Annotated in this window: 9 protein-coding genes; 6 read left to right on the forward strand and 3 right to left on the reverse strand. The window is 73.5% G+C overall.

The window, feature by feature from the left end; all coding sequences use genetic code 11:
- Positions 1 to 201 precede the first annotated feature (201 nt).
- Positions 202 to 1,662, reverse strand: a complete 1,461-nt coding sequence (locus tag ACKUU6_RS14315) for an NCS2 family permease (RefSeq protein ID WP_407988909.1) — start codon at positions 1,660 to 1,662, stop codon at positions 202 to 204.
- Between the two features lie 244 nt (positions 1,663 to 1,906).
- Between ACKUU6_RS14315 and ACKUU6_RS14320 the strand changes: the two genes are divergently transcribed.
- Together ACKUU6_RS14320 and ACKUU6_RS14325 are read left to right on the forward strand one after the other, a co-directional pair.
- Positions 1,907 to 2,182: a DUF2530 domain-containing protein gene (locus ACKUU6_RS14320; protein ID WP_407988910.1), complete on the forward strand. Its 276-nt coding sequence runs from the start codon at positions 1,907 to 1,909 to the stop codon at positions 2,180 to 2,182.
- A 52-nt stretch (positions 2,183 to 2,234) separates the two neighbouring features.
- Positions 2,235 to 4,700 (forward strand): HAD-IC family P-type ATPase, encoded by a 2,466-nt coding sequence (locus tag ACKUU6_RS14325; protein WP_407988912.1) that lies wholly within the window; start codon positions 2,235 to 2,237, stop codon positions 4,698 to 4,700.
- A gap of 40 nt (positions 4,701 to 4,740) precedes the next feature.
- On the opposite strand, the gene ACKUU6_RS14330 is transcribed toward ACKUU6_RS14325, so the two are convergent.
- Together ACKUU6_RS14330 and ACKUU6_RS14335 are read right to left on the reverse strand one after the other, a co-directional pair.
- Positions 4,741 to 8,031, reverse strand: coding sequence for a sacsin N-terminal ATP-binding-like domain-containing protein (locus ACKUU6_RS14330; RefSeq protein WP_407988913.1), 3,291 nt, complete (start codon positions 8,029 to 8,031; stop codon positions 4,741 to 4,743).
- 303 nt (positions 8,032 to 8,334) lie between these two features.
- Positions 8,335 to 9,210 (reverse strand): DUF3027 domain-containing protein, encoded by an 876-nt coding sequence (locus tag ACKUU6_RS14335; protein WP_407992127.1) that lies wholly within the window; start codon positions 9,208 to 9,210, stop codon positions 8,335 to 8,337.
- A 498-nt stretch (positions 9,211 to 9,708) separates the two neighbouring features.
- Between ACKUU6_RS14335 and ACKUU6_RS14340 the strand changes: the two genes are divergently transcribed.
- The 4 genes from ACKUU6_RS14340 to ACKUU6_RS14355 all read left to right on the forward strand — a co-directional run bounded on the left by ACKUU6_RS14340 (position 9,709) and on the right by ACKUU6_RS14355 (position 13,260).
- Entirely contained in the window at positions 9,709 to 11,016 is a 1,308-nt protein-coding gene (locus tag ACKUU6_RS14340; RefSeq protein ID WP_407992128.1) for an MFS transporter, read from the forward strand.
- A gap of 101 nt (positions 11,017 to 11,117) precedes the next feature.
- Positions 11,118 to 11,678 carry a hypothetical protein gene (locus ACKUU6_RS14345; RefSeq protein WP_407988914.1) on the forward strand — a complete coding sequence of 187 codons (561 nt, stop codon included), beginning with the start codon at positions 11,118 to 11,120 and terminating at the stop codon, positions 11,676 to 11,678.
- A gap of 2 nt (positions 11,679 to 11,680) precedes the next feature.
- Positions 11,681 to 12,421, forward strand: a complete 741-nt coding sequence (locus tag ACKUU6_RS14350) for a futalosine hydrolase (protein WP_407988915.1) — start codon at positions 11,681 to 11,683, stop codon at positions 12,419 to 12,421.
- Complete coding sequence (locus ACKUU6_RS14355) at positions 12,418 to 13,260, forward strand: 1,4-dihydroxy-6-naphthoate synthase (protein WP_407988916.1); 843 nt, start codon at positions 12,418 to 12,420, stop codon at positions 13,258 to 13,260. Before ACKUU6_RS14350 ends, ACKUU6_RS14355 begins: the two co-directional genes overlap by 4 nt.
- The last annotated feature ends 7 nt before the right edge of the window (positions 13,261 to 13,267 follow it).

Genomic DNA, 13,267 nt, shown 5'->3' on the forward strand with positions numbered 1-13,267 from the left:
GGTCAGCAGTACCGCGAACTCCCCCCGTTCACGCCCTGCTCAGCCCCGCCCCCGAGCCCCGGGCGAGCTCATCCAAACATGTTCATGCCCAATCGAACGGGCCCGCTCCGGACCTCTACAACTCCCCTCCGAAACGCCCGCCTGGAACGCACGGAGCCCTCCCACGCCGGGCGTGGAAGGGCTCCGTGTGACGCCGTCGGGTCAGCCGAGGCCGAGCGCCGGCATCAGGTAGTAGAAGGCGAAGACCGCCGCGACCGCGTAGAGCGCGACCGGCACCGTGCGGCCCCGGCCGACGGCGAGGCGCAGCACGCAGAAGGTGATGAAGCCGACGCCGATGCCGTTGGTGATGCTGTAGCTGAACGGCATCAGCACCATGGTCAGGAAGGCCGGCACGGCGATCGTGTAGTCGGACCAGTCGATGTCCCGGATCGAGTTGGCGAGGATCAGGAAACCGACGGTGACCAGCGCCGGGGTGGCGGCCTGGGCCGGAACCATGGTGGCGAGTGGGGTCAGGAAGAGCGCGACCAGGAAGAGCGCACCGGTGACGATCGAGGCGAAACCGGTCCTGGCACCCTCGCCGACGCCGGCGGTGGACTCTACGAAGCAGGTGTTGGCGGACGAGGAGGTCGCCCCGCCCGCCGCGGTGGCGATGCCGTCGACCATCAGGATCTTGTTGATGCCGGGCAGGTCGCCCTTCTCGTCCAGCAGGTGGGCCTCGTCGGCGACGCCGAGGATGGTGCCCATCGCGTCGAAGAAGCAGGACATCAGCACGGTGAAGACGAAGAGGCTGCCGGTCAGGACGCCGACCTTGCCGAAGCCGCCGAACAGGCTGACCTGACCGACCAGACCGAAGTCGGGGGCGGCCACCGGGTTGCCCGGCCACTGCGGAACGGTCAGGCCCCAGGAGGTCGCCGGGACACTGGCTGCCTGGTCGACCAGGACCGCGACGGCGGTCATGGTGGCGATGCTGATCAGGATCGCGCCCGGGACCTTGCGGATCATCAGGACCAGGGTGAGCAGCAGACCCAGGATGAAGATCAGCACCGGCCAGCCGTTCAGGTGGCCGGTGGCGCCGAGCTGGAGCGGGACGGTGGTGTGCGCGACGTCCGGGATCCGGCTGACGAAGCCCGCGTCGACCAGGCCGACCAGGCAGATGAAGAGGCCGATGCCGATCGCGATCGCCTTGCGCAGGCCGAGTGGCACCGCGTTCATCACCCGCTCGCGGAGCCCGGTGGCCACCAGGATCATGATCGCGAAGCCGGCCAGCACCACCATGCCCATGGCGTCCGGCCAGGTCATCCGGGGGGCGAGCTGGAGCGCGACGATGGTGTTGACGCCCAGGCCGGCGGCCAGACCGATCGGCACGTTGCCGATCACGCCCATCAGCAGCGTGGTCAGACCCGCCGTCAGGGCGGTCGCGGTGACCAGCTGGGCGCTGCTCAGGTGGGTGCCGTTCATGTCGACGGCACTGGCCAGGATGATCGGGTTGAGCACCAGGATGTACGCCATCGTGAAGAACGTGGCGACACCACCGCGGACCTCGCGGGCGAGCGTGGAGCCGCGCTCGGAGATCCGGAAGTACCGGTCCAGCGGGCTGGACGGCTGCGTGGGGGCCTGGGAGGGCTCGGGCGACTTTTCGGTCGGCGGGGCCAGCGGAGACATGCGCGTCCTCGTCGGGTGGGGGAGGTGAGGAGGGCGGAGACCCGGAACGTCACTGGCCGGGGCCACCGGGCGACGGCCGGGCAGTCGGGGGAACGCGCCAGGGCCGTAGCGGGTTATCAGTATGGATTCCCGGTCGTGCACGCGCCATCTTCGCGCGTAGAAAGAGCCCATTACGGTCGGACTCGATCAGCTGACACCGATCGGCACTACGGTCCGGCACACCCCGCCCCGTAGGCTGGGCCCCATGGCCAAGACCGCACTGCGCCCCTCTCCCCCGCCGCTGGAAGCGAACGACGTCGCGATCGTCGGCGGCGGCACGGTGCTCTGGTTCGTCGGCTTCCTGGTGCTGCTCCCGTTCAAGGGCAGCCTGGAGCGCAGCGGTCACGGCAGCTGGCCATGGATCTGCCTGGCCGGCGCCGCCCTCGGCCTGATCGGCCTCTGGTACTGCCGGGCCCGCCGGGACGCGATCCGCCGGAGCAGGGAGACGGCGGCCGAGAGCCCCGCCACTCGGTTGGACTGAATCGGACCAAGGTAGGGCGCATCACGCAAATCGCCCACCTAGAGTCGGTCTCATGACTCACCCTGCGGAGAACACGGCGACCGAGCCCGGCGACGACGCGCCCGCCCGCAGTTCCCGCCAGGAGGACAAGGAGCGCCCGGGTGGCCTGACCGCCGCCGAGGTCGCCGAACGGGTGACCCGCGGCGAGGTGAACGACGTACCCGTCCGGTCCAGCCGCTCGACCCGCGAGATCGTCCGGGCCAACGTGTTCACCCGGTTCAACGCGATCATCGGCGTCATGTTCGGCATCATCCTGGTGGTCGGACCCATCCAGGACGGACTGTTCGGCCTGGTCATCGTCGCCAACACGGCGATCGGCATCATCCAGGAGCTGCGCGCCAAGAAGACCCTGGACGGGCTCGCGCTGATCGGCGAGGCCAAGCCGCAGGTCCGCCGGGACGGCACCGTGCAGCAGGTCACGGTGGCCGACGTGGTGCTCGACGACACCGTGCTGCTCGGCAGCGGCGACAAGGTGATCGTGGACGGCCGGGTCACCGAGGCGGACGGTCTGGAGATCGACGAGTCGCTGCTCACCGGCGAACCCGACCCGGTGCTCAAGCAGCCCGGCGACCAGGTGATGTCCGGCAGCTTCGTGGTCGCGGGGGGCGGCGCGTTCACCGCCACCAAGGTCGGCCGGGCCGCGTACGCCGCGCAGCTGGCCGAGGAGGCCAGCCGGTTCACCCTGGTCAGGTCGGAGCTGCGGAGCGGGATCGACGCGATCCTGAAGTTCATCACGTACCTGCTGATCCCCACCGCGATCGGGCTGATCATCAGTCAGCTCGCGGTGGAGCGGAACGACTGGCGCGAAGCGGTCCGCCGGATGGTGGCCGGCATCGTGCCGATGGTGCCCGAGGGCCTGGTGCTGCTCACCTCGGTGGCCTTCGCGATCGGCGTGGTCCGGCTCGGCCGCAAGCAGTGCCTGGTGCAGGAGCTGCCCGCGATCGAGGGCCTGGCCCGGGTCGACACGGTCTGCCTGGACAAGACCGGCACTCTCACCGAGGGCGGTATGGACGTGGTCGACCTGCGCCCGCTGACCGAAGCCGACGACCGCACCGGGTCGGCCGACCACGGGCCCGCCGACCGGCAGCTGCTGCAGCAGGCGCTCGGCGCGATGGGCGGCGCCGACTCCCGGCCCAACCCCAGCATGCGGGCGGTGATCGACGCCTACGGCGACGGGCACCGGGACGGGGAGCGCTGGCAGGTGCTGGAGGCGGTGCCGTTCTCCTCCGCCCGGAAGTGGAGCGGGGTGCGGCTGCGGGAGCCGGCCGGCGCCGAGGCCGGCTGGCTGCTCGGCGCCCCGGACGTCCTGCTGCCCTCCGGCCACCCGGCGCTGGCCGAGGTGGACGAGCTCGGCTCACGCGGCCTCCGCGTCCTGCTGCTCGGCCGGACCACGCAGCCGCTCGACTCCTCCGACCTGGCCGCCGAGCTCCAGCCGCTCGCCCTGCTGGTGCTGCAGCAGCGGCTGCGCGGGGACGCGTCGGAGACTCTGCGGTACTTCGAGGACCAGCAGGTCGAGGCCAAGGTGATCTCCGGCGACAGCGCCGTCTCGGTCGGCGCGGTCGCCGCACACCTCGGGCTGCCGGGAGCGGAGCGGCCGTTGGACGCCCGCACCCTGCCCACCGACCTCGAGGAGCTGGCCGAGGTCGCCGAACGGACCAGCGTCTTCGGGCGGGTGACACCGCAGCAGAAGCGCGAGCTGGTCGGCGCCATGCAGTCCCGGGGTCACACCGTGGCGATGACCGGCGACGGCGTCAACGACGTGCTCGCGCTCAAGGACGCCGACATCGGCGTCGCGATGGGCTCCGGCAGCGAGGCGACCCGGGCGGTGGCCCAGATCGTGCTGCTGAACGACAGCTTCGCCACCCTGCCCTCGGTGGTGGCCGAGGGCCGCCGGGTGATCGGCAACATCGAACGGGTGGCCAACCTCTTCCTGGTGAAGACGGTCTACTCGGTGCTGCTGGCCCTGCTGGTGGTGATCACGCACGTGCCGTACCCGTTCCTGCCCCGGCACTCCACCCTGCTCAGCTCGCTGACCATCGGCATCCCGGCCTTCTTCCTGGCCCTGGCGCCGAACCTCGAACGGGCCAGGACCGGCTTCGTCCGCCGGGTGCTCCGGCTTGCCGTGCCGGGCGGCGCGATCGCGGGCACCGCCACCTTCACGGCGTACATGCTGGCCAGGTCCGACCACTCGACCGACCTGAAGGCGGACACCAGCGTCGCGACGCTGACCCTGTTCCTCGTCGCGATGTGGGTGCTGGCGATCGTGGCCCGGCCGTACAACTGGCTCCGGATCGCGCTGATCGCCACCATGGGCGGGGCGTTCGCCCTGGTGCTGCTGGTGCCCTGGCTGTCGGACTTCTTCCAGCTCTCGCTGGCCGGCACCAGGGACCCCTGGGTCGGGGTGGGCATCGCGACCGTCGCGGGGCTGCTGCTCGAAGTGGTCTGGCGGGTCATCGTCCGCCGCAACGGCGACGCCTGAGGCCCGCTCCCCCTCCGTAGCGGGAGCGGGCCACCGTCGGCTACTCGAAGTCCCGGGCGGCCAGCAGTTCGTAGGCCCGGTCGGGTTCGGTGAGGGCGGCCAGGATCTCGAAGCGGCGGTGCCACTGGCCGACCGACCAGGCCAGTCCGGCCGCCAGGCCCTCGGGGGTGGCGGCATGCAGCAGGCCGGGGACCGGCGGGACGTCGAACTCGTCGTCCTCGTCGGCGGCTTCGGCGTCCTCGGGGTCGTACGGCAGCTCGGGTGCGGCCGCCGAGGTGTCCCAACGCCAGCCGACCGCTGCCTCGTTGCCGTCGGGGCCGACCACCAGGAGCTCGTCGTGCTCCTCGTAGACGGCGGGGCAGCCGGGCAGCAACTCCCTTACCATCGGCGGGGTGCGGTGCAGGGTGCCCTCGGAGAGCACCCGGCCGCCCGCCACCTCGCTGGCCAGCGAGACGTGCAGGCGCTCGGCCAGCTCGGGGGCCAGCTCGGGGGCGACCGGCAGCAGCGGGTACGGGTGCAGCAGCTCGACCAGGTCGGGGGCGTCGGCGACCACCGCCTCGGAGGCGTCCACCAGCACGGTGGTGTCGGGGCGCCGGCCGGTCTCCGGGTCCATCGGCGGCACCGCCCTGACCACGTCCAGGGCCTCCACCCGGTCGGCCGGTACGCCGGCCAACGCGCTGTGGATGCCGTGCAGCTGGCGGTGCGAGACGGTGGAGGCCGGGTCGGTCAGCCGGTCCAGCAGCTCGTCCGGGCCATGCGGCTCGGCGAGCAGGGTGGCCAGGGTGGTGCGTACGCCTAGGGCGTGCAGGAAGGTCTCGTCCAGGGTGGTCCTGGCCTCGTCGTAGAGGCCGCGCAGCAGCGGGTCGGCCCCGGCGGCGCGCAGACCCGCGGGCTCGCGGCCGTCCAGCACGGGGTGGTCGCGCAGCCACCAGGCGGTGTACGGCGGCAGGTCGACGTAACTGCCGTTCGGCAGCAGGGTGCGGACCGGGTTGACCACCGCCTCCCGGTACGGCGGGCGGGAGAGCAGGGCCAGTGCCTCGGGCCAGGCGTCCTCGTCCACCAGGTCCAGGTCGCGGACCGCGAGCAGTTCGGCGGCCACCGGCGGGACGCCCAACTCCCCGTTGTCGTCAGCGTGCAGGGCCTCCAGCGCGTCCTCGCACCAGTCGGCCAGCCCGTCCGGCGCCTCGTCCAGCAGGCCGGTCGGACGGCCGCCGGCGGCCCGGTCGGCGGGCGCGGTCGGGTCCAGCCGCTCCAGGTCGTCCGGGTCGAGCACCACGTCCTCGGCGCGGACCAGCACGAAGGTGCTCAACGCCCCTACCGCCGCCAGGACTTCGGGGCCCCAGCGCTCCAACAGGTCCTCGTCCACGTACCCGGCGTCGTCCTCCCGGGCCAGCACGGCCAGCGGTGAGTCGGGCAGGATCAGCTCACCCGCGCGGGACAGCTCGCCCTCGTCGTCCGGCAGCGCCAGCCGGGCCAGCCAGGGGTGCTCGCCGGGGGTCGCCCCGGCGGCCCTGACCAGCGCCAGGACCGCGTCGGCCAGATCCACGGCGGCGTCGAAGTCGTCCTCGCCGAGCTCCAGCGAACGGGCCACCGCCGCGCGCACCTCCGGCGTGTCCAGCACCCCGGCGGGCGTGGCGGTCCCGGCGCCGAGCTTGGCCAGCAGCGGGTGCGCCGCCTCCGGGTGGGCCAGCCGCAGGTCGAGCAGGCCGAGCGCGTCGGCCAGCGACTCGGGGTAGCCCTCGAAACCGACCCAGTCGGCCGCGTCCGAGGGCAGCAGCACCCGGCGCGGGCCGGTCACCGTACGGCCGTCGGCCAGCGGCACCGGCAGCGCGCCGAGCGCCTCGGGATCGGCGCCGGCCAGCGCCGCGTACAGGTTCCGCCACCAGGCCGGCTCCCGGTCCAGGCCGCCGAGCTGGTCGACCACCTCGGCCAGCGGCACCCGGCGGACCGCGAGCACCCGCAGCTCCGTGCGGCGCTCCAGACCGGCCGGCAGCAGACCGGGGAAGATCGGCGCCAGCGCCTCGACCACGTCCCGGTCGGCGCCTTCGAGCAGCGTGGCGTCCCGGGGCCGGAGCGCCGGGGTGCCCTCCTCCACCGGAGCCGGGTGCGGCAGGAACGGCGTGCCGGGCAGCCGGCGCAGGATCGCCGAGCGCAGCGCGTTGTCCAACGCGCCCTCCCCGAGCGGCCCCGGCACCAGCCGGAGCGACCCGAGGTCGCCACCCCGGGCCCGCAGCAGGTCGGCGTACGCGTCCGCCGCCCGCTCGGTCAGGAAGTCGGTCAGCGGGCCGGGGGCGACATGACGGCGCGTCGAGTCCAACGGGTACCCGGCGATCAACAGCGCAGGTACGCCGAGCGGTTCGTCGCTCGGCGTCGGCGCGTGCACCACCGGATCGGTGCGCAGCGGCTGCGGGGCACCGTCCGCGGAGATCGGCACCGCCCAGGTCACCGACCAGTACGGGCGGGCCCGTTCCTCGGTGGGCCGGTCGGCCAGCAGCTCGGGCGCGGTGCTGCCGCTCTGCGTGACCGTCTGCCAACTGGTGCTGCGCTCGCCGTCGGTGAGGGTGACGGTGGTGATGCCCTCGGTGGGCTCACCGTCCGCCGAACGGGTCAGGGTCCGGACGCCGTCGGGCGTCTCGACGGTGACCTCGGCCAGGCCCGGCAGGGTGAGCAGCAGCGCGTCGTCGATCCCGGCCAGCAGACGACGGGTCAGGTCCTGCGCGGCCGCGTCCCGGAGCGGGAGCACCACCACGGTGTCGTACCCGGTCGGCGCAGCCCCCTCGGCCGGGAACGGCAGCCGCAGCAGCGGGACATGGCCCTCCCGGCGGCGCAGCTCCTCGGCCAGCTGCGGCCGCTCCTCGGTGAGCGCCTGGGCCTCCGCCAGCGACCAGCGGACGCCGCCGTGGGCCGAGAGCACGGCGGGTTCGTCGGTGACCGCGAGCACCGCCGCGAAGCCGACGCCGAACCGGCCGACGGTGCGGGCCTCGTCGGTGCGCTTGGAGGAGGCCCGCAGGGTGGCCAGCGACTCGACGGCCGCCGCGTCCAGCGGGGCGCCGGTGTTGGCGGCGGCCAGCACGCCGTCACGGAGCGTCAGCCGGAGCCGGCCAGGGCCACCGCCCGAGCGGGCCGCCGCGTCGGCCGCGTTCTGGGCCAACTCGACGATCAGGCGGTCGCGGTAGCCGCCGAGCGCCAACTCCTCCTCGGCGTTGGCGTCCTCCCGGAACCGCGCCGGAGCCGCCGTCCACGCCTCCAGGACCCGTCGCCGCAGGCCGGCCGTGTCGAAGGGATCGGCCACCTGCTCGTCGCTGCTGCCGCCGATGATCCGAGGCTCCACTGCACTGCCGCCTTCCGCCGCCACCCTTGCCGTACGGGGCATTCTCCCCTGCCGGGGCAGCGGATTTCCGCAGGGGCTCAGGCGCTGGGCTCCGCACTGTGGGCAGGCGGCTCAGTGGCACTCCCCCAGGGGCTCGGGGAACTGCGAGGAGATCTGCCGTTCGGGTCACTGCGAAAGTGCCTGCCCATGTACGCACGGGTGACCTCTTCCGAGGTCGGCTTCGCCCCGCGGCGGAGCCGTACGTCAGCGGAGCCCCGAGCCCCTGGGTGGTGCAACTGTGCCGCCTGCCCACGGCGCACCCACCTACGAGTGGCCGAGCTCCTCGGCCGGTGCGTCGGGCTCGACGGAGCCGCTGGTGCGGTCGGGGTGGAGCTGCATGGGCTCGAGCTGGAGCTCGTCGAGGATCAGCTCGGACGGCGCCGGCGGGGCCGGGATGACGGCCGCCTCGGAGTGGCCGCCGCAGCCGTAGGCGAAGGAGACGACCTGGCCGTCGGCCGGGCTGAACTCGTTGCCGCAGATGCCGAAGGCCTGCCCGAGCGAGCCGCCGATCGGGATCAGGAAGCCGCAGCTGTCGCAGTTGGCCGGGGCCGCCTGGGCCATCGGCGTGTGCGGGCCGTGGGCGTTCTCCCAGCGGTCGGCGGCCAGGTGCAGGCCGAGCCGGGAGAGCACCCGGGGCCGGCCGAAGCCGAGCTCCTCGGCGATCGCACCGATCTGCGCCCTGACCGGGGTGGGCTGAACGTCGGCGACCACCAGGTCCTCGGTGTCGTCGAGGACAGCCACCGAGTTCGGGGCCGGCTCGTCCTCGCCGGTCCAGCCGGGCTCCAGTCGGAGGTCGTCCGCGTCGGTGGGGAGCAGGTCGCCGGGACCCATGTCACCGGGACGCAGGCGCTCGCTCCACGGCACCCACTGCGGCGCGAGCACCGCGTCGGGGCCCGGCAGCAGCACCGTCTCGTCCAGCGTGACGTTCTTCGCCCGGGGCGCTCGGGCCACCGTCACCGCCCAGTGCCAGCCGCGGTAGGCCGCGTCCAGGCACTCGAAGGTGTGGGTCACAACCCGTTCGCCGTCGGCGCGGACACCGAGGTGCGCCCCTACGGCGTCCGGGCCGACCGCCTCGACGGCGGCCTGACGGGCGATCTCGACGGCCTCGGCACAGAGCCGGTCGGGGGTACGGCTTCGCATCGCAGCACTCACGGCGTCGATTCTCTCCCAAGTTCTGTAGCCTGCGGCCCATTTGCCCACGGTCCGTCAGCTGCTGGACCCGCGCGGTCCTGCCAGGAGCTCCGGTCCGGTGGGCACCGTCTCTCGTACTCATTCTGCGCGACCCGCGCCTGTCCGCTGACCGGCCGCGCCGCCCGCTGGGCAGTGCACGCGCGTAGTGCAGGCTACCCGCCGGTCGGCCACCCAGGACAGTCCGGCTTGGCCGCGGGTCGGGTCGAGCCGTGGTGATCATGGTGTTCCCCTGCGTTGTCCGGCTGATTCTCGGGCAGGATGGGCTACGTGGCGGACGAGATCCCGTCGCGGCCCGAGGCGGACGGCCGGAACCAACCAGGCCCGCAGCCACCGGTGCCGCGACTGCCCAACCCCGTCCCCCCGGCGAGCGAGAGCGGACCGCCGCCGGAGGGTGGGACGACGACGCCCCGCCGGAACCTGTTGGTACGCGGTGCCTCCTCCGCCGGGCTGCGCACCGGCCGGGTGGTGCACGGCACCGGTCGCCGGATCCGCCGCGCCACCGCCGCCGAGGGCGCCGGTGAGTCGGGACTCGCCAAGCTGATCGAACTGCACGCGCTGAACTCGTTCGGCGACATGTTGATCACGATCGCGCTGGCCTCCACCGTCTTCTTCTCGGTCCCGACCGGCGAGGCCCGCGGCCGGGTGGCGCTCTACCTGCTGATCACGATGGCCCCGTTCGCGCTGCTCGCCCCGGTGATCGGCCCGCTGCTGGACCGGCTGCCGCACGGCCGCCGGTCCGCGGTGGCGATCTCCATGCTGGCCCGCGCGATGCTGGCCTGGACGATGGCGGGCCCGGTGGTGGACGGCGGCCTCACGCTCTACCCGGCCGCGCTCGGGGTGCTGGTCGCCTCGAAGGCGTACGGGGTGGTGCGCAGCGTCGTGGTGCCCCGGCTGTTGCCGCCCCGGCTCTCCCTGGTGAAGGCCAACTCCCGGGTCACCCTGGCGGGGCTGGTGGCAGGCATGGTGGCCGCCGGGGTGGGCGGCCTGCTGCATCTGATCGGCCCCGCCTGGCCGCTGCGCGGGGCTTTCCTGGTCTTCGTGGCGGGCACCCTGATGGCGTTTCACCTGCCGCACCAGGTCGACTCGGCCAAGGGCGAGCAGCGCGCGGTGCTGCACTCCGAGGAGCACCTGACCGGCGAGGAGCACCGCCGCAAGCCCGACCGCGCCAGGCTGCGGACGGTCGGCCCTTCGGTGATCCTCGCCCTGCGGGCGGTGGCCTCGCTGCGGGCGCTGGTGGGCTTCCAGGTGATGTTCCTGGCCTTCCTGCTCAGGGACGACCCGGTCGGCGGGCTGCAGCCGACCGTGACGATCGGGGTGGTGGCGGCCTGCGCGGGCGGTGGCAACGCGCTCGGTTCGGTGCTCGGTTCCTGGCTGCGGACCCGGAGTTCCGAGCTGATCGCCACCACCTGCCTGCTGTTCGCCACGGTCGCGGCCGCCGCCGCGGCGATCTGGTACGGGCTGCTGACGGTCGGTCTGGTCGCGGCCACCGCCGGGGCGGCGGCCTCGCTGGGCAAGCTGGCACTGGACGCGCTGATCCAGCGGGACGTGCCCGAGGCGGTCAGGACCTCCGCCTTCGCCCGGTCCGAGACGCTGCTCCAGCTCTGCTGGGTGGCCGGCGGCGCACTGGGCATCACCCTGCCGCTGGACGGCTCGCTCGGCCTTGGCGTGGCGGCGGGGCTGCTCACCGTCCCGATGGTCTGGACGGTCTGGGCCCTGCTCCGCCTCGGCCCGCACCGGGCGCCCCGAGCGGTCTGAGCCTCCAGGGAACTGCCCGTTCGGGTGAAGACCCTCCGGCGCGGGACCGGACGGGCGACCCGGGAGTCCGGTGATCGGACCCGGCCGGTAGCCTGTGGCCCATGAGCCTCAGCACCCGTGTCATCGCCGCCCTCGGCGCCGTTGTCGTGATCGGCGCCGGCACGGTCGGCCTCTCCATCGCGCATGCCAGCAGCGAGGGCAAGCCCAACGAGCCGAAGGCCACCCTGGTGGTCGGCCGTTCCTCCATGGCCGCCGGTCCGGCCTGCTACAACGACGGCAAGCCGCTCGACGAGGCGGCCCAGGCGAAGTGCCAGAAGGACGCCCAGAAGGCGCTCCAGGAGGGCACCCTGCCGTCCTCCGACGTGAAGATCGGTGACCGGATCGGCGTCGGCGTCGCCCCCGAGGTGGCCGAGAAGGGCTGGTTCGCCTTCACCGACGGCGGCCAGCAGCAGCGCGCCACCCTGGCGTCGACCCGGACGGGTTCCACCTTCTCCGGTCTGTTGCCGGCCTCGGGCCTGCTGGCCTCCACCAAGAAGACCCAGGTGACCGTGGTCGAGGCGAACGAGAAGACCGGCGACATCATCGGCGTCTGGTACTTCCAGCTGAACAACGAGGACGCCGTCGGCGAGCAGCAGCAGCCTGCGACCCAGCAGTCCCAGTGACGGTGACACCAGCTCAGTACGGCGACGAACGGCCGGGAACCCCCCGGCTGCTCGTCGCCGTCGCCGTTCAGGCGGAGGCCGAGGCGGTGCTGCGCGGCCTCCGGGACGGCGCCCGGCCGGTGCCGCTGGACATCGGCGAGCTGCGGCGCAGCGAGCACGCCTCGGGCACCGAGGTGGACGTCCTGGTGGCCGGCGTCGGCCCGACGGCCGCCGCCGTCTCGGTGGCCGCCGTGCTGGCGGCGCACCCGTACGACCTGGTGATCTCCGCCGGGATCGCCGGCGGCTTCGTCCCCCGGGCACCGATCGGGTCGATCGTGCTGGCAGAGGAGGTCGCGGTGGCGGACCTGGGCGCCCGCACCCCCGAGGGGTTCCAGGACGTGACCGAGCTCGGCTTCGGCCGGATCAGGTACACCCCGCCCCCGGGAGCCGTCCGGCTGGCCGCCGACGCGCTCGACGCCGCGACCGGCACCGTGCTGACCGTGTCCACCGTGACCGGCAGCGCCGAGCGGGCGGCCGAGCTGGCGGCCCGTCACCCGCACGCGGTGGCGGAGGCGATGGAGGGCTACGGGGTGGCGCAGGCGGCGGAGCGGTACCGCGTACCGATGCTGGAGCTGCGCACCGTCTCCAACCCGGTCGGCCCCCGGGACCGGGCGGCCTGGCGGATCGGTGAGGCGCTGGGGGCACTGGAGCGGGCGTTCGTCCACCTGCCGTACCGAGAGCTGATCCAGGAGGTCGCCCGATGACCCTGCAGGTCGCGTACTCCCCCTGCCCGAACGACACCTTCGTCTTCCATGCCTGGTCGCACGGGCTGGTGCCCGGCGCCGAGGCGCCCGAGGTGACCTTCGCGGACATCGACGTCACCAACGGCCTCGCCGAGCGCGGGGAGCTGGACCTGCTGAAGATCAGCTACGGCCAGCTGCCCTGGGTGCTGGACGAGTACGCCCTGCTGCCCTGCGGCGGCGCGCTGGGCCGGGGCTGCGGCCCGCTGGTGCTGACCCGGGAGGCGGGCGCGCCGACGGATCTGACGGGCCGTACGGTGGCGGTGCCGAGCCAGCGCTCCACCGCCTACCTGCTGTTCCGGCTCTGGGCGGCGAATGCGGTGCCCGGCGGCTTCGGCGAGATCGTGGTACTGCCGTTCCACGAGATCATGCCCGCCGTCCGGGACGGCAGGGTGGACGCCGGGCTGGTGATCCACGAGGCCCGCTTCACGTACCAGCAGTACGGCCTGCACCGGCTCGCCGACATGGGCGAGGCCTGGGAGCTGGAGACCGGCCTGCCGATCCCGCTCGGCGCCATCGTGGCCCGCAGGTCGCTCGGCCGCGAGCGGCTGGACGAGCTGGCGGCCGCCATCCGCAGCTCGGTCCGGATGGCCTGGGAGGACCCCGAGGCGTCCCGCGACTACGTGCTGGCGCACGCGCAGGAGATGGACCCGGCGGTGGCGGACCAGCACATCGGACTGTACGTCAACGAGTTCACCGCCGACCTGGGCGAGGCCGGCTACGCCGCCGTGCGCGGCCTGCTCACCCGGGCCGCCGCCGAGGGGCTGGTGCCCGCGATCGACCCGGGTGCGCTGGAGTTCTGAAGGCCCG

Origin of the sequence: Kitasatospora sp. CMC57 (assembly GCF_045866025.2) — a bacterium.
Lineage (GTDB): Bacteria > Actinomycetota > Actinomycetes > Streptomycetales > Streptomycetaceae > Kitasatospora.

Bases quoted from the DNA above. Each gene is read 5' to 3' on its own strand.
- ACKUU6_RS14320 (WP_407988910.1), top strand. From the start codon at position 1,907: ATGGCCAAGACCGCACTGCGCCCCTCTCCCCCGCCGCTGGAAGCGAAC.
- ACKUU6_RS14335 (WP_407992127.1), bottom strand. From the start codon at position 9,210: ATGCGAAGCCGTACCCCCGACCGGCTCTGTGCCGAGGCCGTCGAGATC.
- ACKUU6_RS14325 (WP_407988912.1), top strand. From the start codon at position 2,235: ATGACTCACCCTGCGGAGAACACGGCGACCGAGCCCGGCGACGACGCG.
- ACKUU6_RS14315 (WP_407988909.1), bottom strand. From the start codon at position 1,662: ATGTCTCCGCTGGCCCCGCCGACCGAAAAGTCGCCCGAGCCCTCCCAG.
- ACKUU6_RS14345 (WP_407988914.1), top strand. From the start codon at position 11,118: ATGAGCCTCAGCACCCGTGTCATCGCCGCCCTCGGCGCCGTTGTCGTG.
- ACKUU6_RS14355 (WP_407988916.1), top strand. From the start codon at position 12,418: ATGACCCTGCAGGTCGCGTACTCCCCCTGCCCGAACGACACCTTCGTC.